Genomic DNA, 22767 nt, shown 5'->3' with positions numbered 1-22767 from the left:
TAACTATTCATTCAAGGCCTTTTGCAAAGCTTCAAGATTCTGACGCATGATGGCAATGTAATCAAGGTTGGCTGCGGTATCCTCATCGGTTAGCCCTTCGATTGGATTAAGGACCGACGTGGAAGCTCCGATTTCGGAAGCAATAGTTTCCGCAACGTTTGATGACACCAGGGTTTCGAAGAATATGGTTTTCACATCGTGCTCCTTGGCAAATTCAATAACCTCGGCCATTTGTGCTGCCGACGGCTCCTGATCCGGGGATAAACCTGCAATCGGCACCTGAGTCAATCCATACTCTCTGGCCAAATACCCGAATGCTGCATGCTGTGTGATGAAATCTTTTCGTTTGGCGTCCTTCAGCCCATCTCTAAACTCTTGGTCCAATGCCTCCAGTTTGCTTACATAAGCATCCGCGTTTGCCTTGAATGCCTCTTTATGTTCCGGAGCCGCTTCAGCCAAACCCGCTTCAATGCTGCGAACCTGCTGGACCGCCATGGCAGGGGAGAGCCACACATGCGGATCAAGTCCACCATGGTCATGCTGATGCCCGTCTTCTTCATGTTCATGGGCATGTTCGTCATGGCTGTGATCAGCCTCCTCTTCATGTTCATGAGCATGCTCGTCATGGCTGTGATCAGCATCCTCTTCATGCTCATGAGAATGGCCCGATCCTTCCATGATCTCGATTCCCTTGCTTGCCTCAATTACCGTTAACTCCGTGCCCTGAACGCTTTCCAGAACCTGATCGACCCAGCCTTCCATGCCGGCACCGTTATACACCAGCACATCGGCCTCGGTAATCCCTGCCATGTCCTGTGGTGTCGGTTCCCAATCATGCGCTTCCACACCCGGAGGAATCAGGTTCTCCACTTCCGCTAGATCGCCCGCTACCTGTCTAGTGAACTCATACATGGGATAAAAACTGGTTTTAACTTGAAGTTTTGCCGTTTCCGTGGCGGAAGTGTCCGCCGCTTGGTTGCCTTCGGGAGATGCGCTTCCCTCATTAGCCACCGTCGAATTTCCCGAACCGCATCCTGCAATAGCCAATACAGCAGATAGGGATAGTAGGGTTAACATGCGTTTAAATCTCTTCATAATTTTTATAACTCCTATTTCTATTTATTTTTTGTATCCGTCTTCGGTTCTGTATTTGCATTAATTTCTGAAAGATTACAGCAATCATTAAGAAGCCTAATAGAATGAGGGCAATCGTTCCTCCTGGGGGCGTATTCAGATAGTAAGAAGCGGTAAGCCCCGAAAAAACACCGCTCAAGCCAACAGCGACGGCAATCCCCATGGCTGCAATAAAGCCCGGCGCAATCCGGAGCGCGATCGAGGCAGGCAGCACAATCAACGCTGAAACCAGCAGCACACCGACAACCGGCATTGCAGCCGCAACCGTCATCCCCGTAAACACCGCAAACAAAAAGGAAAGGAGCGAGACTCGCGTACCGGATACCGCAGCGGTTTCCTCATCAAAAGCAAAGGTGTAGAGCGGCCGGCGCAGACCGACAAAAAACAATACCCCCACTGCCGCTACCACGGCAATCAGACGAAGTTGCATATCGCTAACAGCGACAATCGATCCAAACAAATAAGAGCTGAAACTCTTGCTCAGATTTTGATTCAAGCTCATGAGAACAACTGCCAGAGCAAGACCGGAAGTCATAATAATGGCGACCGGAACCTCGCTGTAGGTGCGATAAACTCTACGAAGCTGTTCTATCACAAGCGCCCCCATGATAGCGATAGCAAAACCGCTGAGCGCGGGATTCAGTTTCAAGAAAGAACCTAACGCCACCCCTGCCAAGGAAACATGAGAGAGTGTGTCCGCCATAAGCACCTGTCGCCTCAGCATTAAAAACACACCCAGAACAGGACCGATAATGCCGATCAAACCTCCGGCCCAAAAAGCTCGCTGCATGAATTCGTAACTGAGCATCGCCATCCCTCATTCTCCTCTCGCTCCAATTGGACAACACGGTCCAGATATGGACCGATTTCTTCGAGCGAATGGGTAACCATAATGACCGTATAACCTTTCTGTTTGACATAATTGTTTAATAATCGGTACAGATCCGAACGACTCGTAACATCCATCCCTGTTGTAGGCTCATCAAGGATCAATACCTGCGGCTCATGGGCCAGGGCTCTCGCGATGCATATCCGCTGCTTCTGACCTCCCGACAATTCGCCGATCTTTCGGCTGCGATATTCCCACATTCCCACTTCCTTCAGACTGCGCTCAATGACCTCATGATCTCTGGATGTGAAGCGTTTGAACAAACCGAGGCGCGCGTAGCGGCCCGATCGCACAAGCTCAATCACTTTACTGGGAAATCCTGCGTTGAATGAGGCTACTTGCTGCGGCACATATCCAACCGATATCTTGGATCCGTCCTCCAGCACTCGCTTGAATACCACGGACCCGCTCCAAGGCTTTGCCAAACCGAGCATCAATTTCAGCAGGGTTGATTTTGCGGCACCATTGGGACCGGATATGCCGATAAATTCTCCGCTATGGATATCCAGCGACAAGTGTTCAATCACAGCCTGATCCCCGTATCCAAAAAAGACGTCGCGCATGGAAGACAATATCATATCTCCTTCTCTTCCTTCCTTGTGACAGAAAAACCGTTTTTCTCAGTCTAAAGATTACGATTTAAGAACCCGCTATTTCTTATTTCCAATCACTTTTTCGATTTGTTTCTGTTCTCTATTAGGGTCATGCCAGTTAAGTTGTCGCCACATCAGGCTTATATTCGTCGCAAGCATCTTGTATATGTTTTCCCTGCAGCGGTTGACGTTCTATAATAGCTTTTCGTTTCGCTTTCAACACAATTTGCTCAATATCGGCAAAGCTGCACCCTTCAAGCTGGTCACAGGCTTCAGTCCATGCTGCCTCATCGCACTGAAAATCTCCGAGCAGGAGTTCCATATAATGCTGCCTTCTGTTATAGTCCGGCAACGAATACGTCATCTTTGTGTCGAACCTGCGCCATATGGCCGGATCCAAATCCTTTTCCAAATTGGTAGCAGCCATAATGATGCTCTTGTCCCCGAAGTCATCCAGACATTGCAGCAAAGTATTTACGGCACGAGCCATCTCCTTCACTTCATCGTTGCTGTCCCTCGTTCTGGCAATGGCATCAAACTCATCAAGAAAAAGAACACAGGGAAATGTGTTGGCATAATCGAATATTTTACGAATGTTGCTGCCCGTTTCGCCCAGGTGACTATGAATGATGGCATCCAGACGAACCAGGACAAGAGGAAGCTCCAGTATGTTGGCCATATAAAAGGCCGTTAAAGTTTTTCCGGTTCCGGGGGGACCGTACATGACAACCCGGTTAGGGATCGGCACGTGATGCTCCTCAAATTCCTCCCTCATTCCCAAAATGGCTATAAATTCATCCACAATTCTCTGATTGAATTCAGGCAATATCAGATGCCTGGCCTTTCTTCCGCACTCTTTAGGTGAATACACGGCTGCCATATCGATTCCTTTGGCACGAGGAATACGCTGGCTTGCATTGCTTTTGCTCATGGTCAACTGCTGCTCCTTCACTGCATAAATCGAAATTTACAGGGTTATGTGACCCAAATGACTTCATGGGTATCCATCTCAACCTGCTCCAGCACCTCTTCAAAATTTCTGCTGGGTGCGATTGTGGATAATGAAGCCCATTCGTCACCGTCGGGTTTGCCATACACACGCCATTCATGATCCTCAAGCCGAAATTGAACAAATTCCGTCGCGTTCCAGGCACGCTGCGTCCAATCCGGCCTTTCCTCTGACAATGTGATCGTTGTTTCCCTGATTTGGTATGTTAAACGTACTTCTCCCCTTAATTCGGCGGGAACCTTCAGACCGATATAACCTTCCAGAAGGGTACGGATTCTTTTCAGAGTAAAGCTGTCCACGAAGTAACCTCCCATCAGCAAGTGCAGTCTTCAACACAACAGTGCCTTCCCTTGAGTCCCATACTTGGATCAAAGCTTCCCTTGTTCGTCCAATGCCCCAAGAAACGTTCTCAATATAAAAAGACAGCGTGCAAAATACGCTTCAAACTGTTATATCGGGAAGCGCTTTACGACTGCTTTTTATAACTGAATCGTTTCTTGAACTTATCGACGCGTCCACCAATTTCAGTATTTTTCTGTTTGCCTGTGAAGAAAGGGTGTGATGCAGAACTCGAATCTACCCGAATCACAGGATAGGTATGACCGTCTTCCCATTCCATAGTTTCTGAGGAAGTTTTCGTGGAGGCGCTAAGAAATGAATAACCGACGCTCGCATCCAGAAATATGACTTTCTGGAAGGTTGGATGTATCCCTTTTTGCATGGTGATGTCCTCTTCTTTCCGAGCCATTTGACTCTTTGTGATCATTAATCGTAATTATTACGAATAACGCCTTAGACGCATATTAAGATATAATTTCATATCTGTCAACTTCCCGGTTTATGGTATTACTCATCATTAATTCGGAGCATAAAGAAAAACCGCACACCAAGAAACAGGGTACTCGGTTCATCTTGCGCTTAATTCATACAAAGAGCCTTTAGTCCATTCTGACAATCTTCACAAGTGTTCTCAAAGATATTGTCAATGGATCGCCATTCATGGTTTAATAGTAATTATTACGGATTAGGAGAAGCATGCATGAACTCCGGTTTATTATTTGCCCGTCTCAGCTGCCCTGCAGCTGTCTACATATAGGAGGTACTGTTTTGCGCACGTGGTTATCAAAGTCCGGACTCAATCTGGCATTTCTCGTAATCATCCTTGCCATAATCTATGTGGCCCTTTTTCCGGACGTCATCTCAAACTTCAATATGCCTGTACCCGATATGGACAAAATCCAAACATTCAAAACGATGCTCATCAGCATTGTATTGGAGGCATTGCCCTATATCCTGATCGGTGTATTTGTCTCATCATTCATGCAGCTGTTTCTATCAGAACGGTGGATCGCTCGGTTCTGCCCCAAAAATCCGGTCCTCGGTTTCATATTTGCCTGTACGCTGGGCATTATCTTTCCGGTCTGTGAGTGCGGCATGATCCCAATTGTGCGGAGACTTATGGTGATGGGGATGCCTCTTTATATCGGGGTTATTTTTATACTGGTTGGACCGATCGTTAACCCTATCGTTTATGCCTCAACATATCAAGCCTTTCGTTTACAGCCAGAGATTGTTTATTCCCGAATGGGCTTGGCTCTGGTGGTTGGTCTGATCATCGGGCTTATCGTCTATAAATTTGTCTCAGGCAATCCATTGAAGAATCTGCAAACCGCCAGCCACTCCCATGCAAATGATTCTTCAGACGGATCGTCTCGGAACAAATTTTTTTCCATGATGGATCATGCCGCTCACGAATTTTTTGACATGGGAAAATATCTGATTATCGGTTCCATCATAACGGCAGCCATTCAGTCATTCATCCCTAGAGAACTTCTCGTTCAACTTGGACAGGGTGAGCTCGGCTCCCATCTGTTCATGATGGCATTTGCCTTTATATTGTCGATTTGCTCTACTTCGGATGCTTTTGTTGCTTCTTCTTTTCTGCAGACATTCTCCGCATCCTCTATCATCAGTTTCCTGGTATTCGGGCCTATGGTAGATTTCAAGAGCACCTTGATGATGCTGTCTGTCTTCAACAAGCGCTTTGTCTTATTCCTGATCGTTCTTACTAGCGTTACGGTCTTTATTCTCTCGATTGCGCTTGGACAAATGATGTTCTAAAGGAGGAGTGCATCAAGTGGAACACCAGCGAAATGAAGCCGTCCATTACTGGATACGGGCGATCATCCTGCTCTGCTTTTTATGTTTTATTGTCTATCTCGTCAAGACGGGGACGTTAATGTATTATATTGCACCCAGAATGAAAATCTTTATCCAGTTAGCTGCAGTCGGGCTATTTCTTCTCAGTGGCACTCAGGCATACCTGGCCATGCAAACTGCCCGAAAACGCAGCGCCATGTGTGACTGCCAATGCGGCCCGCCCAAATCAATTAAATCGAATGTCGGGATTTATTCATTGTTCATCTTTCCGTTACTGCTGGGCTTTCTCCTACCCAACACCATAATGGCCAGCAATGTTGCTTCGATAAAAGGAATGAATTTAACCCCGGTTCGACTGGATGCGGAATTGCCAAAAGACGTTCCGTCAGTTGCACCGGAAGAAATGGATTCATCCGATTCTGAACAAGACATTCCGATGGAGCGTGAAGCGTTTCCGGAGCATGAGCATTTAGAGGAATTTGCGGAGTTTGGCAAGAAAATCAACGAACTTTCTTCTGTCACCGTAAGTGATACCGGTTTTATGGAATATCTGACAACGTTCAGTCTCTACGCCGATGTTCTGACAGGAAAAAAGGTTGAGCTAACAGGGTTTGTCTATCGAGAACCCGATATGGCCGCCAATCAGTTTATCCTCTCCAGGCTGGCTGTTCAATGCTGTTCTGCGGATGCCACCCCCTACGGGATCATCGTTGAGGATGCTGCCGCTGCGACTTTGCAGAAAGACACTTGGGTTCGAGTAACGGGAACCATCGGAAAAACCAGCTACAATGATCTTGATGTCGTGAAAGTGGATGGGGAACTTATTCAAACGGTTGATGCTCCGGAAACGCCTTATGTGTACCCTTACGTAGACAATTTTAACAATCTTCTGGAGTAGTGGACCGGAGCCACATGCCCGTGACCGGATTATGTACAATAGAAAAAGAACGTCGATCAGAGCTCGGCGTTCTTAAGCAGGATGTCATATACTATTACAGACGGTATTACTTTCTCGTTCAATGAACAGTTTTAGCTCGATTCTCTTCCACACCCGCTGCTTCCGTCTAACCTCGTTTTGAAGACTTCTTGTGTCCCCTTGTAGTTTTCTTTAATCCGTAGCCTTTTTTGTGGCCTTGGTAGCTTCTTGATAGATATCTGCGTACGTTTTTGAATCTTTAATCAGATCGTCGCAGAAAGCCGCTACGTCAGTGCCCGTCACTTCGAGCACGCCTTTCCCCAGGGACGCGCCCTCTTCAAAAAGATCGAGTATCCCCGAGAGCAAACCCGTTCCCTCGCTTAGCTCAACAGGACCGACCTTAAAGAAATATTTTTGGATCTCTTTATAAACAATCTGATACTCTCGCGGGAGCGCTTTGACACGCGCTACATGCGCTCGCCACTCTTTTTTGCCTTCAATCATATCTTTTATTCCCATGTTATCCCTCCTATTTGCCTAGTTTTTTAGCGATATTATGGTTCAGTTGCTCGCGCCACTTGTCGCGAAAAGACTTTGCCCCTTCTCCGCCAGCCAGTGCTGAACAGAAGCCTGGAATATCGTCACCTAAAACCTCCTGGACACGCTGCCCGTCCGTCGCCGTTTCTTCAAGCAGGCCAAGCACACCATCAAGAATGTGCATGAGGTTGCGACCAGTGAAATCGGAGTGCAGCCAAAGATTGGCATTAATTTGTTCCCATGCCGCTTGATAATCTGCTGGCAGCTTTTTGACTCGCGATTCAAAATCTTTCATCTCTTTTGTCATGTCGCTGCCGGTGATTTTTTCCCAGAAATTCATTAATTTCTCTCCTTTGACTCGTCGATTTTTGATGGCACGAACTCCCGTTTTTTGAAAATCGCAGGACTTATTGCGGTTTATAATTTCAAAAACAACGGCCCTCAAGCAGGCGATTGAGCATTACCGTCAGGTTAACCAGAACAATCAATCAGCGCTACTTAGTATGGCTGGTATTAATTCATACTTACTACCTCTATAAAGTATCACGTAGTAGTTGGTTTGTCAATAAAGTTGCTCGGTATAACATACCCGAGGGAGCACTCCGCACCGAAGTGGTCCCCGCTTTTTTACATCTTGAAATTCCGTTAATCTTCTCAGAGTACAGGGCCGACTTGGAGGCGGGCTGCATTGTTCCCCGTCGTCACACTTGAAATATGCAAAAAGCGCTTGAAATGCTCATTTGCATTTCAAGCGCTAATAAAAACGTAATGTGCTAATATTCAATACGTTTTCGAGGGCATCACGGCTGCACGCCGTACCGCTCCAGAACCCGGTAAATCGCATCCGTACCGAACCGAATCGCTTCTATGGGGATACGTTCGTCCGCTGCATGAATCAGTTTGGTAAACGGCATGTCCTTGGGCAGCGGCATTGGCAGGAAGCCGTAGGTTTGGATGCCGAGCCTACCAAACCATCTTCCATCCGTTCCTCCGGGCAGCAGCATTGGCACCGGAACGGCCTCCTTATCCGCTTCAATCAGCACATCGGACAGTAAACCGAACATCCCCATGTCGGGAGCTGCTGCGCATGGATCATGGCGGAGCACTTCCAGCCCGATGCAATCAGGAATCGTGAATCGGCGAAGCTCGTCAATGAATTGCTGCGGAGTGACGCCCGGCAGCGTTCGGCCATCCAGCTCAACCGTAATTTCGCTTGGATGAACGTTAATTTTCTCCCCGCCTCGAACGACGGTTGCGCTGACCGTATTACGCAGAAGCGGGGCGAACATCCCGCCCTTTTCCCCCAACACTTTCAAGATGAGACCACTTAAGCGGGGACGCAGCATTCCTCTCAACAGCAGCGCTGGCAGTAACGGCAGCGAAGCGGCCATCCCTTCAATCATCAACCGGGCCGCCGGTGTCACACGTATCGGCAGCTTATTCCTGCTGAGCGACTGAAGCATATTTCCCAGTTGCGCCATACAATCGGCTCCCGACTTGTCCATGGAGCCGTGGCCTCCTTCTCCACGGATCGTCGCTTTGAGCCAACATAGCTGCTTCTCCGCCACCATAATCGGATAAAAGGTTTTCCCCAGCGCATGGAACGTGAAGCCGCCAAATTCGCCAAGCGCATACTTAACGCCAGCAAAATAATCGGCATGCCGCTCTACCAGAAAAGAAGCCCCGTAGTCGCCCCCTGCTTCCTCATCGCTGACAATCGCCAGAATGAGATCACCGCGCAGCGGCAGCTTGTGGACATGCGCGCGGAGGAAAGCCGATACGAGCATCGCCACGCCGCCTTTCATATCAAGAGCGCCCCGCCCCCAGACGAAGCCGCCCTCGATCTCGCCCCCGAAGGGCTCGCGGCTCCAGACCTGCTTATCGACGCCAACGACATCGACATGCCCGTACAGCAGCAGCGGCGGTGCTTCCCCGCTCCCTTTCATCCTCGCCAGCAGATTGGGCCGGGCTGGATCAAGCGCCTCTATCTGCGTCTCAATACCCGCATCCTCAAGCAGTTGCCGGATATACATGATGCATGCGGCTTCCTCGCCCGGCGGATTGGTTGTATTGAAGCGGATCAATGCCTGCAAAATCTCTACAGGAGACGGCAGCTCCGAGCCACGCCGAGCTCCATCCTGTTTCAACTCATCATTGACCAGCCGGGCACCCATGACCCCACTCCTTCCTATAATAAACTGCCCGCGTAGGGGCGGTCGGCAGGAGAAATCCCTGCCAAGCTGCGCAGGCCGAACTCACCTTGCAGCCTTGCAAGCCGCCTCTGCTGCTCTTCGGCGGACGCGCCTTTGGTACGAAACACCGATTCCAGCATCACCAGTGCTTGCCGTACATGTGCCTCCGCCACTTGCTCTCCTGTCTCCCGCAGCCGATCGACCAACTGCTGCACACCGCGGTAAGGAAAAGCGACGCCTTGTTCATATTCGGCTGCGTTCCAGTTGCGGTTGCGGACGCAAGTGGCGATAGCCAGACAACGATTAAGCAATTCAAGGGAATAAGTGTCCGCTTGCAAGCTTGCTTCAGCCAGGTATGCTTCATCCTCTTTGTCGTCAAAAGCGAATACGCGTTGTCCGTCTGTTGGAGCCAGCCGTTTCAATACATGGCCCGGACCCAGCTCCACGGCAGCGGCAATGCCAATGCTCTTCTGAAATGCAAGGACGGACGGCCAATTGACGGGGTCCGTCAATCCCCTTGCCAGCATACCCCCAATCTCCGCTGTATTCCCGTAAGGCAGACCTGTCAAGGAGGAAACGACGGGAAAAGCCATTTTTCCAAACGAGACGCAGCTCAGCACTTCGGCAAATTGTGCCGCCGCCGGCGCCATTAACGGGCTATGGAAAGGCGCGCTTACCTGCAACGGAATGACTTCGGCTCCATGGGTCAAGAGTCTTTCGGAGGCTTTATGGACGGCCTCTTTGTGTCCCGAAATCACCGTTTGTGATTCTGAATTCATATTCGATACCACAACCATACGGCTTCCATCCGTGCAGCCTGCGCTGGTTTCCAAACATACATTGGCTACAACATCGGAACTCGGCCCATTCACGGCGGCCATCGCGCCGACATCTGCCGCGGCGGCCCTTTGCATCAACTCGCCGCGGCTGCGCACGAGCCGGAGCGCATCCGGAAACGTTATGGCTCCCGCACAGGTTAAAGCGGTAATCTCGCCCAGGCTGTGGCCGGCAGCCATCGCAGGCAGGTACCCCCATTCCCGGCTGTAGACGCGGTACATCGCCACGCCAAGCGCGAGAATGGCGGGCTGGGCATTGTCCGTCCGCGTCAGCTCCGTCAACGGTCCCTCATACATCAGGCTATCAAGACGCATGCCCAGCGCCTCATTCGCTTCCTGTATCGTTGCCTTGACAACCGCATACCGCTCGCTCAGCGCTCTTCCCATTCCGACGCGCTGCGATCCCTGACCTGGAAACCATATCGCATGTTTGTTCAGCATCTTCATCACGCTCCTCAATGTCAGATCGGGGCAAGCGCCTCGGTCAGAATTTTGTTTATCACCGCTACAACATCTTGTTCCTGCTCATGCAGGAAAAAATGTCCGCCTTCAAACAGCATCAGCTCGCACCCTCCCGTCGCATAACGCCCCCATTCACCGAGCGGGCCTTTGACGCAGCCGTCATCCTTGCCGCTCAAGATGGTGAGCCGGAGCGGCAGCTGCGCCCGCATTCGATGCTCGTATTCACCGACAAGTCTGAAGTCGGCTCTTAAGATCGGCATAAACAGATCCAGCAGCTCCCGATGCCGGAACAGCTCGTCCGGCATGCCGCCGAGTCGTTTCAATTCATCAAGAAACTCTTCTTCCGGAAGCATATGAATCCGGCGAGTCTCCACCTGCTCACAATGCGGCGCCCCTCTGCCGGAGAGGAAGACTGCCACAGGCAGCGGAAATCCTTCCTCCCGCAGCGCATGCAGCAGCTCATACCCGAGCAGGCAACCCATGCTGTGGCCGAATAGAGCATATGAATCGGAGCCAAGCGCCGTCTTCTGCACCAGCGGCAGCAAATCCTGCACGGCCTCCGCCGTGTCCGCATAGAACGGCTCGCCCATGCGGCTTCCTCTGCCCGCCAGTTCGGCCGGTACCAGACGCACGTCAGGATGCAGCTGGTTCGTCCAGCGCTTGTACACTTGTGCGGAGCCACCAGCATATGGCAAACAAATTAATGATATCGCAATAACGCCCGCCTCCCGGGTAACATATTGACGCAATCGGGCTCTACGCCCCGGCGACAAGCGCTGTCCAGAACGCTTTTTCCTTCACGAACAATTCATCCGCGAGCGCCAGCTCTCTGCCCCGTTCAAAGTCTCCTGTCACAAAACGGTCCTTCACCAGATCCCATCCGTCCCTCACTGCGCCAAGCTGACCGGACAGCGACTCAAACAGAGCTTCGCCGATGAGGTTCTTCTCCCGCATGGAGCGGAGCAGCGACATATTGGCGACATGCCGGTTGCAAATGATGTTGACGCCGACAAGGCCATAGGTCAAATGAGCTTGCTTCTTCTCCGGTTCGGAATCTACATTCCACATGCCCTCTATGGAGAACTTGCCAAGCTCTCTCGCCAGCCGCTCCGCATTTTCCACCACTTCAGCCAGCCTCAACTCGTAGGGCTGAACCTTTTCATGCAGGTTGTATACGTAGAAGGCAGGCCCCAAATAGTTCGGATTCACGTTGTATTCCGAGTTGCCGTACGCCTTGAGCAGCCTTTCCTCCGGCACCTCGTGCTCCTCGTAGCCCGCAAGCGTATCGTCAATGACGTAGAAGATGCCGCGCTCCTTGTCGTATCCGTTAAACAGCGAATAATGATACCAATGGAATGTTTTCCAGGCCATACTGCCCGGCAGCCAGTCATACAGATCGACGTTTACGCTCAAGTTGCGTCCGCCCGCAAGCATCGCCCTGATTTCTTCCAGCACCGTTTCCTTGCTGCGGAAATGACCAGGCTCGATATAGCGGAACACCTGCGATAGCGGAAATCTGACCGGATCGTCCATATAATACAGTGTGTCAATGGTGGGGTAGCGGAAATCCTTGTCCGTTGCGGCCTCCCAAGGGTAGTAACGGTAAATATTCAAATACGCCGCATCCCTATAGCTGGGCTCCACCGACACCGCAATAGAGAACGCCTGGTTCAGCATGCAGTTCATCCAAAACTCGTTAAACGGTTTCCTTTTCATGGACAGCTTCATCGTTCGCCGCCTCCTTAGGCTTAGAATGTTGGTTCATACAAGCTTGCTTGCTGCAAGCACGGCATTGATTCTATTCTGTGCTCCGTCTTCTACCAGCGCGCGTAGGATCACCGCATAATCATGCGACAGCGCCCGGACGGTCTCCTCCCGGAAAAGACTTGTCGCATATTCCAGCGCAAAATCGATCCTGCCGTCCTGCTCCAGCGCCTCAAGCGTTAGATCAAATTTACTTACGCCCGGATCGAACTCCTTAGGGTCGAATTCAATGCCGCCCGAACGGTAAGCGACGCGATCGATATTTTGCAGAATAAACATCGTATCAAACAGTGGATTGCGGCTGCGATCCTGATCGATTCCCAGCTTTTGCACCAAATCCTCGAACGGATAATTCTGGTGCTCCAGCGCCCGCAGCACATCCTCGTGCAGCTCAGACAAATAGTCGCCCACGGTCCGGTACGATTCCGGAAAGCTGCGAATCGCGACCGTATTGACAAACATCCCGATCAACCCTTCCAGTCCCGCATGATTGCGGCCCGCTACCGGCGTGCCGATAATGATATCCTCCGCACCGCTCCATTTGCTAAGCAGCATCGCATAAGCTCCGAGCAGCACGGTATACAACGTCGTGCCCCGCTCACGTGCAAATGCCTTGATCTGAAGTGTCAGCTCTTCATCCAGTCTGAAGTTGATCAGACCGCCCTCGAAGCTTTGCAGTTGCGGCCTTGGCAAGGCCAACTTGAGCTCAAGCGTCGGCAGCTCCCCTTCGAACGCCTCCAGCCAGTAGCGCTCATGCCCCATATAGGCTTCGCTGCCGATCTGTTCTTCTTGCCATACCGTGTAATCCCGGTACTGGATATCCAGCTCCGGAAGCTCGCCGCCGCCGTACAACGTGGTCAGTTCCTGCAGCAGGACGCTGACGGAGACGCCGTCAGTAATAATATGATGAAAGTCCAGCAGCAGCAGATGGCGTTCCTCGCCAAGCGGGATTAATCCTGCCCGGAACAGCGGAAGATTGCCGAGATCAAACGGACGGATAAAGCGCTCCATCAGTGCGCTGATGCCGCCGAACAATCCTTCTTCTCCGCCTTCCCCTAGCAGCTTGACCGCAGCCATTTTCAGCCTGGCGCCCCGCTCCAGCGTAAATACCGGTTCTGCATGTACACGTTGACGAAACTCGTCCTCCTCGTGATGAAATGTCGTTCTGAGCGATTCATGGCGGCATATCATCGCAAGGAAAGCTTCCTCCAGCCGCTCCACATCGAGCTTGCCCTGCATATGCACGGCGAACGGCACATGGTACATCATTGCCTCGCCCGAGATCAGCCCCATCATAAATTGGCGGCGCTGCGCTCTTGACATCGGATAGTGCTCGAGCTCCGGCTGCTTCGGAATGCGCGCGGTAGCCACGGTTTCACTAGTATCCAGATGGGCCGCTAAACCTTCAAGCGTAGGATTCATAAAAATCTCGCGCAGCGGCATTTGAATGCTAAAGCGTTCCGCAATGCGGCTGACCATGCCTGCCGCCTTCAGGGAATGGCCGCCAAGCTCAAAAAAGCTGTCCTTGGCGCTGATGACATCCGTACCAAGCAGATCCTTCCAAATCTCCGCCAGCTTGCGCTCGGTATCCGTTGACAGCGGAACGAGCTCTCGTGTGTTCGCATCGGACGGTTCCGGCTTCGGGAGCGCCCTTCTGTCGATTTTGCCCGTTGGCGTAAGCGGAATGTCATCCAGAACGACCATGAAGGGCGGAAGCATATAGGAGGGCAGCTTGTCACGAAGATATTCACGCAGCTGCGCGGGCAACCTGCCGGATGGCGCCTCGTCGCCTTGCTCCGTATCTGTTGCCGCGGCGTTCTGCAGGACAACATACGCACAAAGCGCATTTTCCCCATCCTCTTCCTGAAACGCGGTGACAACCGTTTCCTTCACCTGCTCATGGCGAAGCAGTTGCTGCTCGATTTCACCGACTTCAATCCGGTGACCCCTGATTTTCACCTGGAAATCGCGGCGCCCCCCATAGACAAACTCCCCATTTTCAAGCCTGCGTCCAAGATCACCCGTGCGATACATGCGTTCGCCCGGCACATACGGATTCGGCACAAAAGCGACATCCCATTCGGGATGGCTGAGATACCCACGCCCGACGCCCGGTCCGCCAATGCAAATTTCGCCCGTCACACCGGTCGGCTGCAGCTTCATTCCTTCGTCAAGCACCATCATGAGAGAACCTTCAATCGGTGTCCCGATCGATATGTCCTCGCCTTCAGTCACTTCACGGATGGAGGTCCACACCGTCGTCTCCGTCGGACCGTACAAATTAAACAATCTGGCTCCGGTAGCTGCGCGCAGCCTGCCGAGCACATCAATCGTCAGCGGCTCCGCCCCGATCATCAATATGCGCAGCTTGTGCAAGCCGTCCGTTTCGCCTCGCTGATCCATCCACCACTTGAAGCGCGAAGGCGTAATTTGCAGCACATCGACGCCGTGCTTGTCGATCAGGCCTTGCAGTAAAGCGGCGTCGCTCCGTTCCTCTTCGTTTGCCAATACAATCCGCATACCCAGCGTAAGCGGCAGCAGATTTTCAACGACAAAAATATCAAAGGAGACCGATGCCATCGCCAGAATGCGCTGGCTCTTCTCAAACGGAATCCGCTCACGGAAGCCACTGATGAAATGAGCCAGCCCGCGATGCTCGATCATCACACCTTTGGGGCGCCCGGTCGAGCCCGACGTATACAGCACATACGCCAAATGGTCCGGCTTATGGATACATTCCGGATTGCCTCTGTCCGCCGCATACAGCTCCGGATCGTCCAGATACATCTCGGCAGCGGCTCTCGTTGCGACTCCCGCATATGCTTTTTCCGTCAGCAGAAGCGCTTCGCCGCAATCCTCAAGCATCCAGTCAATCCTTTCTTTCGGGTATGCGGGATCAATGGCGACATAGGCGCCTCCGGCTTTCAGAACACCCAGAATACCGACAAGCAGCAGCGGGCTGCGGGACGCCATTAGAGCGACCATGCTTTCAGGCCCCACACCCTTCGCCCGCAAGGAATGGGCAAGCCGATTCGCGCGTTCGTTCAGTTCGGCGTACGTCACCATCTCCGCGCCGAATTGAATCGCCGCCGCATCCGGCGTGCGCGCCGCCTGGCACTCCACTTCCTGCACGAACCCCGTCCATTCCGCCGTTGCTTGCGCGGAAACCGCACCTGGGCCTACTTGCCGCTCTGTCATGTCCTTGTCTGCTCGAGTTTCCATCCTGCCATTGCCCCCCTCTTTATTTGCGGCCTGTACCGGTATGCTTCCTCCACCCAATATAGCCAACAATTGCTTCCGCTCGCTCTCACTCATCAGCTCAAGCTCGCCAACCGTGCGACCCTGCGATCTGCACATCTCCTGCACGAGTACGGCATAGCTTTCCGCCATGCGTCGCGCCGTTTCCTCATGAAATAAATCCGTTGCATATTCCAGCTGCAGCTCGATTTCCGCTTCCCGCTCCACCGCTTCCAGCGTCAGGTCAAACTTGCTTGTCCCCGACTCGAACGGTATTTCGTCAAAGACGAGCCCGCCTGCTTCCATCACTGGCCGGTTCATATTTTGCAAGACAAACATGGCGTCAAACAAAGGATTGCGGCTTCTGTCCGCATCAATCTTCAACCCTTCGACCAGCTCCTCGAAAGGATACATTTGGCGCGAAAGCGCCTCAACGACATGGTTATGCAGCTCTGCTATATAAGCTCTTACCGTCTTGAGTCTTTCCGGCCTTGTCCGCAGCGCCAGCGTGTTGACGAACATGCCGATCATGCCATGCGTATCGGCATGCTCCCTGCCGGCGGAGGGGGTGCCCACAATCACTTCGGTCTGACCGCTGTATTTGGCCAGCATCGCGGCAAAAGCACCCAGCAGCACCGTATACAGCGTCGTCTTTTCTTCCCGCGCGAGCTTTCGCGCCGCCGCGGTTGTCACTGCGTCCATCCGGAACGAATGGCGGCGGCCTTTATAGCTCGGCAGAGACGGCCGCGGTCGATCCGTTGGCAGCTCCAGCACAGGAAGCTTGCCTTCGAAGATTTCCATCCAGTACCTCTCATGCTCCGCATAAGCGGTATCGGCAAATCCGGCCTCCTGCCACACCGCATAATCGCTGTATTGTACGCGCTGCTCTGGCAGCGCTTGTCCGGCATACAGCCGCGACAGCTCATTCACCAGCAAACCGGAGGATACACCATCCGTAATCATGTGATGAATATCCAGCAGCAGCAGATGCTCTTCCTCGTTCAACCGGAGCAGCCCTGCCCGCAGCAGCGGCAGCTTGTCCAGATGAAACGGGCGCTGGAAGACTTCCATCAGACGCGTCACCTCAGCAAAGTCTGACGGCGCTCCCCGAAGGAACTCGTCCCTGGTGATCGCTGCGGGGTCAAGCGTCTCCAGCTTAAAGTCATACGGCGGATGAACCATTTGCCTGAACTCGTCCTTTGTCATATGAAAGGTTGTCCGCAAACTTTCGTGGCGACCTATCAGCGCCGTAAACGCGTCTTCCAGCCGCGCCGCATCCAGCCTGCCCTGCAAGCGGAGCGCGAACGGCACATGATACATGGTGGCGTCACCGCCCAGCATCTGCATCATATATTGGCGGCGCTGAGCGCGCGACATCGGATACCACTCCCGCCGCTCCGCCTTCGGGATCGGCTCGACCACCGCAGCGGCATCGACCCGCTCCTTCAGCCAGGTGGCCATTTCCGCAATGGAGGTAAGTTCGAATATCAGGCTGAGTGGAACATGGGCTCCCGTCGCCTGCTCCAGCTTGCCCGCCAGTACCGCAGCCCTCAAGGAGTGGCCGCCAAGCTCGAAAAAGTCGTCGTGAATACCGATTGGCCCAGCCGTATCGCCCAGCACTTCCTTCCAAATGGCGGCAACGCGCTCTTCCATCCCGTCTCGCGGCAGCTCTGCCTCTCTCCGTTCCCAAGGCCCGAATTCCGGCTCCGGCAAGGCGCGCCGGTCCACTTTCCCATTCGGCGTCAGCGGTATTGCATCAATTGCCGCGATATAGGCCGGAATCATCGCCTCCGGCAGCTTGTCTTTCAGCCGTCTTCGCCATTCCCGCGAAGGGAGTTTGTCCGAAGCGACCACATACGCGCACAGCTCCTTGTTGCCGCTTGCCTGCTCGCGGACGATCACAACCGCATCCTCCACCTCGGGAAAGGAAATCAATTGCGAACGAACCTCATTCATTTCAATCCGCACACCTCTGATTTTCACCTGTTGGTCGGCCCGGTCCACATACATCACGTTGCCGTCCGGCAGCCACTTCGCGATATCGCCGGTGCGATACATGTAGCGGCTCTCACGGTACGGATGGGGCAAAAAGCGCTCTGCTGTCATGTCCGGCTTGTTCACATAACCGTCGGAAAGACCGCTGCCGGCAATATACAGCTCCCCGGCTGCATTAATCGGAGCAAGCTGGCCGCCATAACCGAATATATAAATTTCCACATTGTGCATCGGGCCGCCAATCGGTACATAGCCGCCGCGATAAGCGCCCGGCTTGTACGCGTACATATTAGAGCAAACCGTCGCCTCCGTCGGTCCGTAGCCGTTCATAATCCGAATCTTTGAATTCAGCTTCGTATACAGCTCCAGCGTTTCGTCTTGAATCGGCTCAACCCCAACGAGCATTTTGTCCAGCGTAATCGCGGCAGCCGATTGCTCCAGCAGCCGCGCAACCTCCTTCAGCAAAGACGGAGGCAAATAAGCGAATGTAATGCGCTCACCCACAATCACCTCGGCAATTCGCCGCGGGTCAAGCAGTGTCGGCTCCGGGTAGAGCACCGTGCAAGCCCCGAACATCAGCGGCATAAACAGCTCCGCCACGCTGACGTCAAACGAAATATTGGTCAGGCTGAGACATCTGTCACTCTCACCGTATTGTCCGTCGAAAAACCTCCTGAGCGAATGTCCGAAATTGTAAAAGCTACGGTGCGGCACCATGACGCCCTTCGGCTGACCCGTAGAACCGGAAGTATAAATGACATACATCAGATCGGCGGCGTCTCGCGGCCATGCGGTGGCAGCTTCGTCTCCGCCGGAGAACAGCGCCTCATCCGCCATGTCCAGCACCTGCAAGGAGGCTGGCACACTGCTCGCGGCTACGGAATGCGCGCTGTCCGCGAAGACCAGCTCCGCACCGCTGTCCTCCAGCATATAGCGGATGCGTTCTCCGGGATAATGCGGATCCACAGGCATATATGCGCCTCCGGCTTTCATAACCGCGAGCATAGCGGTCAACATGGGGATGGAGCGCTCCGCCATGACGCCGACTACGCTGCCGCGTCCTACACCTTTGACGCGCAATGTTTGCGCCAGCGCATCGGTGCGGCGATCCAGCTCCTGATAAGTCATGGATTCACCGCCGCAAGATACGGCTGGCAAATCAGGAACGGCCAACGCCTGCTCCTTGAAGCAATCATGCAGACAGCGCGGCGGCGGAAAGTCAGCTTCGCGTCTGGCCCCCATTGCCAGCATATGCAGACGCTCCGACTCCGACAGTATCTCCGCTTCGCCGAGCGCGGCGCCCGGACGGAGCGTCAAGCTGCGCAGCAGCTGCACATAATGCCGCATGAACCGCTCGGCTGTCGCGCGGTGAAACAAATCAGTATTATATTCCACAACAAGCCGCAATTCCGCTCCATGCTCCACAGCCTGAATCATCAAATCATATTTGGCCGTGCCATGCTCAAAGCGCTGGTGGCGATACGACAATCCCGCTGATGAAGACTTTGGAATACCCAGATTTTGCATGATAAACATCGTGTCAAACAGTGGACTCCGGCTAGCGTCCCTTCTGTCCATCCATTGCGCAATTTCCTCGAAGGGATAATCAGCGTGGGCGTAAGCCCCGGTTGCCATCTCTTTCACTTCGGACAAAAAGGCACTGAACGGCTTGTCCGCGCGCGGATAGGCGCGCAGCGGCAGCGTGCCTGTGAACATGCCCGCGACCGCTTCCAGTTCGCGCCTTGTCCGTCCCGCAATCGGCGTGCCGACGACAATGTCCTCGGCCCCCGTATAGTGGGCGAGGAAAGTGTAATACGCAGATAGCAGCACCATGAACGGAGTCGTGCCCGATTCGGCCGCGAGGCTGCGCACAGCCGCCATCAATTCGGCCTCGACGTAAACGTCAAACGTTTCGCCACGATTGCCTTTGACAGGCGGTCGCGGGGCATCGGTCGGAAGCGCAAGCGTCGGCCAGTCTCCCCGGCATTGCTCGCGCCAATACCGTTCGGCGCTTCCGGAGAGCGGTCTGCTCTCTCGCCATACCGCATAATCCTTGTATTGCAGCGGCAGTGGCGGCAACGAACCGCCCTGATATAGAGTCATCAGGTCGGACAAAAGAATACCCGCCGACATGCCGTCGGATGCAATATGATGCATATCAATAAAAAGCACATGGCGCTCCGGTCCCAGCGTCAGCAAGGCTGCGCGAAGCAGTGGAGCCTTATCGAGCCTGAATGGCAAGAACATGCTTTGCAGCAGGCCGTCTGCTTCCGCTTCATCGGCCTCCTTGCGGACCAGGTGAAAAGGTATGGCGGCATGAACACGCTGCCTGATTTCGCCGTCGATGACGTGGAAGCTGGTGCGAAGCGTCTCGTGACGCTCCACGATAGCTTGCAAGGCGGCCTCCAGTCGATCTGCATCAATGTCCCCGTCCAAGTGCAATAGTTCCGGCAAATTGTAGCTGCGATCTTCGGGCAACGCCTGCTGCTGCAAATACATGCGTTTCTGCGGGGATGACACCGGATAATGCTCTTGCGGTGCCGCCTTTGGAATCGGCTCCAATCTATGTCCGGACAAGGAGTCGGAGGCTTGGCCGGTCAACAGCCTGCCATGCCCGTCTGCTCCTGCCAGGCCAAAGCTAATGGACACTGCTTGTCCGCCATGCTCGCCGTTCGCCTCGTGTCTGCTGTTTTGAGCGGCTTTCGTTTGCTCAACGTTGTTTCGATTGTTCGTTCTTTGCGCTGTCGTAACGCCGTTCTCCCTGAGCCGCTGCTCGATCAGGACCGTTAACGAAGGCAGATCCGCATGCCCTAACAAATCCGCCACCTGAATGTGAATACCCGCAAGCTCGCTGAGCTGATTTACAATTTTGAGCGCAATAATGGAATCTCCGCCAAGTTCATAAAAATCGGCATTCGCAGGCAGCTCGTCATAACCGAGCAGCGCACCCCAGACATCTGCGACATGCTGCTCCCATTCCAGACCGGAACGCTCCCCGGTTAACGCAACGCCGCGGCGGCGCTGACTCTTCATCCCGCCGCTCCGCCGAAGCGTGGCTTGCCATCTGTCAAACGTCTCGTTCATTTCTTGCCCAAGCTCCTCGGGAATATCTCCACCGATCGAATATCCGCTCCAGTGCGCAAATGGTTTGTGAAGCGTCGCTCCGGCGCGCGCCTCCTGCACCCAACAACGGGGAGAATCGAAAGGATACGTCGGAAGCGGCAGCCGATGGCGGCGCTGTCCTAGGTATAACGCCTTCCAGTCGATCTCGTATCCGCCCACGTAACGTTGGCCCATCTCCAGCGCTTCTATTTCCCGTTCGTCTGGAACGGGTTGCTGCCGCATATTCCCGGCTGCTGCCGTATTGACCGTCCCAAAACGAACGTTCGGCAGCGCAAGGCCGGCCAAGCCGCTTTTGGCTGCTGCATGCAAGGTCTCGGCAAGCTCTTCCCAATGGCTTGCCACAATCGCCAGCCGATACCGATGGGCTCCCCGGCCGACGGCCAAGGTGTAGCAAAGATCGGCCAGGCTGCCGCTCTCATCGCTGCGATGCTGCGCAGCCCAGTCCCGCATGAGCAGCACGAGCCGCTCCAGTGCCGTCAAACTGTGCGCGGACAAGCAGAAGAGCTCCGCTCTGTCCGAGCGGCCCGAAGGTATTCCGGCTGGGGCCTCCTCCAGCACAACATGGCAGTTGGTCCCGCTCATGCCAAACGCGCTTACTCCGCATCTTCTTGCTTCGCCGTCCGTCTCCCATGGCGTCAATTCGTCATTGACATAAACGGGCGAATCCACAAACGGAATGTTGCGGTTCGGCGAGCGGTAATGAAGCGTTGGCGGAAGCTGCTTGTGGACAAGCGACAGGATCGCCTTGAGCAGCCCTGCAATACCGGCGGCATGGTCGAGATGGCCGATATTGGTTTTCAGCGAGCTGATCGCGCAAAATTGGCGTTTGTCGGTATATCGCCGGAAGGCGCGCGTCAGCCCGTCGATTTCGATCGGGTCGCCAAGCGGGGTGCCCGTGCCGTGCGCCTCCATGTATGTCACCGTTTCGGGATCAATGTCCGCATCCTGCCAGGCACGCGCAATGACGTCCTCCTGCGCGAGGGCGTTCGGAGCAGTAATGCCGACCGAACTGCCGTCCTGATTCATCGCGCTGCCTTTGATGACGGCATAAATGTGGTCGCCATCCTCCTGCGCGCGGGAGAGCGGCTTCAGCAGCAGCGCAATCACGCCGTCGCCGATACCCGTTCCGTCCGCCGAGTCGTCGAACGTTCTGGCCCGGCTGTCGCTTGACTCGATGCCAAGGCGTATGCCGGTATCCAGCGGGAGCACGTTAATTTTGACACTGCCCGCAATCGCTGCCTCGCATTCGCCGCTGCGGATCGATTGGCATGCCAGATGGACCGCTACCAGCGAGGAGGAGCAGGCGGTATCCACACTGATCGCCGGTCCGCGCAAATTAAGCAAATACGAAATCCGGCTCGGTATCATGGAGCTCAGATTGCCGGGCGCCGCCATGGACAAGGCCTCCGGGTCCAGCGCTTCGATGATTCGCTTGTAATCATGCAGCATGTCCCCGTTATAGCCGATAAAGACGCCTGTTCGCGAACCGTGCAGCGCATCTCCGCCGTACCCCGCGTTCTCAACCGCGCCCCAAGCCGTCTGCAGGAACAGGCGTTGCGCCGGGCTCATCAGCGAGGCTTCCTTGGGCGAAAGTCCGAAAAAAGAATAGTCAAAACCTGAAATATCTTCGATATACGCTCCGTCAAAAAAGGAAACGGAGCCAGTTTGCGTCTCCATGCGGCGTAAATACGGCTTCAATTCCTCCTTGCGGGACTCCGGAAACTCGCCTACCAGATCCTTGCCGCTCTGCAGAAGCTCCCAGAAGGCATCGTGCGATTCCGCGCGCGGCAGCTTGGCGGATATCCCGACAATTGCAATATCCTTGAGGGAAACATTGGAGACGGAGCCCCCGCTCCGCCCCTTCCGCCCGGATGTGTCCTTTTTGGTATCCAGCAAATCCAGTTGAAACATGACACTATT

The 22767-nt window shown here is 53.8% G+C and carries 15 protein-coding genes; 2 read left to right on the top strand and 13 right to left on the bottom strand.

The window, feature by feature from the left end:
* Positions 1-3: 3 nt before the first annotated feature.
* From M2277_RS08070 to M2277_RS08045, 6 genes are all read right to left on the bottom strand, one after another.
* A complete protein-coding gene (locus M2277_RS08070; RefSeq protein ID WP_006210216.1) occupies positions 4-1095 on the bottom strand; it encodes a metal ABC transporter substrate-binding protein in 1092 nt (363 codons plus the stop codon).
* Positions 1082-1948 carry a metal ABC transporter permease gene (locus M2277_RS08065; RefSeq protein WP_006210217.1) on the bottom strand — a complete coding sequence of 289 codons (867 nt, stop codon included), beginning with the start codon at positions 1946-1948 and terminating at the stop codon, positions 1082-1084. Before M2277_RS08065 ends, M2277_RS08070 begins: the two co-directional genes overlap by 14 nt.
* Positions 1894-2601 (bottom strand): metal ABC transporter ATP-binding protein, encoded by a 708-nt coding sequence (locus M2277_RS08060; protein WP_006210218.1) that lies wholly within the window; start codon positions 2599-2601, stop codon positions 1894-1896. The genes M2277_RS08065 and M2277_RS08060 overlap by 55 nt, the downstream gene beginning before the upstream one ends.
* A 133-nt stretch (positions 2602-2734) precedes the next feature.
* A complete protein-coding gene (locus M2277_RS08055) occupies positions 2735-3547 on the bottom strand; it encodes an AAA family ATPase (protein ID WP_006210219.1) in 813 nt (270 codons plus the stop codon).
* Positions 3548-3591: 44 nt separating this feature from the next.
* Positions 3592-3924: a DUF3024 domain-containing protein gene (locus tag M2277_RS08050; RefSeq protein WP_051449157.1), complete on the bottom strand. Its 333-nt coding sequence runs from the start codon at positions 3922-3924 to the stop codon at positions 3592-3594.
* A gap of 167 nt (positions 3925-4091) precedes the next feature.
* Entirely contained in the window at positions 4092-4346 is a 255-nt protein-coding gene (locus M2277_RS08045) for a type B 50S ribosomal protein L31 (protein ID WP_006210223.1), read from the bottom strand.
* Positions 4347-4732: 386 nt separating this feature from the next.
* On the opposite strand from M2277_RS08045, the gene M2277_RS08040 reads away from it, so the two are divergent.
* The gene (locus M2277_RS08040; RefSeq protein WP_280754551.1) at positions 4733-5746 is read left to right on the top strand and encodes a permease; all 1014 of its coding nucleotides are present in this window, start codon (positions 4733-4735) and stop codon (positions 5744-5746) included.
* Between the two features lie 16 nt (positions 5747-5762).
* Positions 5763-6683 (top strand): TIGR03943 family putative permease subunit, encoded by a 921-nt coding sequence (locus M2277_RS08035; protein ID WP_006210226.1) that lies wholly within the window; start codon positions 5763-5765, stop codon positions 6681-6683.
* Positions 6684-6893: 210 nt separating this feature from the next.
* On the opposite strand, the gene M2277_RS08030 is transcribed toward M2277_RS08035, so the two are convergent.
* The 7 genes from M2277_RS08030 to M2277_RS08000 all read right to left on the bottom strand — a co-directional run bounded on the left by M2277_RS08030 (position 6894) and on the right by M2277_RS08000 (position 22758).
* Positions 6894-7220 (bottom strand): DUF1048 domain-containing protein, encoded by a 327-nt coding sequence (locus M2277_RS08030; protein ID WP_006210227.1) that lies wholly within the window; start codon positions 7218-7220, stop codon positions 6894-6896.
* 10 nt (positions 7221-7230) lie between these two features.
* The gene (locus tag M2277_RS08025; RefSeq protein ID WP_280754550.1) at positions 7231-7578 is read right to left on the bottom strand and encodes a DUF1048 domain-containing protein; all 348 of its coding nucleotides are present in this window, start codon (positions 7576-7578) and stop codon (positions 7231-7233) included.
* 460 nt (positions 7579-8038) lie between these two features.
* Positions 8039-9412 (bottom strand): M20/M25/M40 family metallo-hydrolase, encoded by a 1374-nt coding sequence (locus M2277_RS08020; RefSeq protein WP_280754549.1) that lies wholly within the window; start codon positions 9410-9412, stop codon positions 8039-8041.
* A 14-nt stretch (positions 9413-9426) separates the two neighbouring features.
* Positions 9427-10707 (bottom strand): ACP S-malonyltransferase, encoded by a 1281-nt coding sequence (fabD, locus tag M2277_RS08015; protein ID WP_280754548.1) that lies wholly within the window; start codon positions 10705-10707, stop codon positions 9427-9429.
* Between the two features lie 20 nt (positions 10708-10727).
* The gene (locus tag M2277_RS08010) at positions 10728-11477 is read right to left on the bottom strand and encodes a thioesterase II family protein (protein WP_228030145.1); all 750 of its coding nucleotides are present in this window, start codon (positions 11475-11477) and stop codon (positions 10728-10730) included.
* 7 nt (positions 11478-11484) lie between these two features.
* Positions 11485-12456, bottom strand: a complete 972-nt coding sequence (locus M2277_RS08005; RefSeq protein ID WP_280754547.1) for a hypothetical protein — start codon at positions 12454-12456, stop codon at positions 11485-11487.
* A 33-nt stretch (positions 12457-12489) separates the two neighbouring features.
* Positions 12490-22758 carry a non-ribosomal peptide synthetase gene (locus tag M2277_RS08000; RefSeq protein ID WP_280754546.1) on the bottom strand — a complete coding sequence of 3423 codons (10269 nt, stop codon included), beginning with the start codon at positions 22756-22758 and terminating at the stop codon, positions 12490-12492.
* Positions 22759-22767 lie beyond the last annotated feature (9 nt).

The sequence above is a fragment of the Paenibacillus sp. LBL genome, assembly GCF_029893715.1.
Classification (GTDB): Bacteria; Bacillota; Bacilli; order Paenibacillales; family Paenibacillaceae; genus Paenibacillus_AQ; species Paenibacillus_AQ glucanolyticus.
The sequence above is the reverse complement of the archived record's forward strand: the minus strand, read 5'-3'. Positions and strand labels throughout refer to the sequence as shown.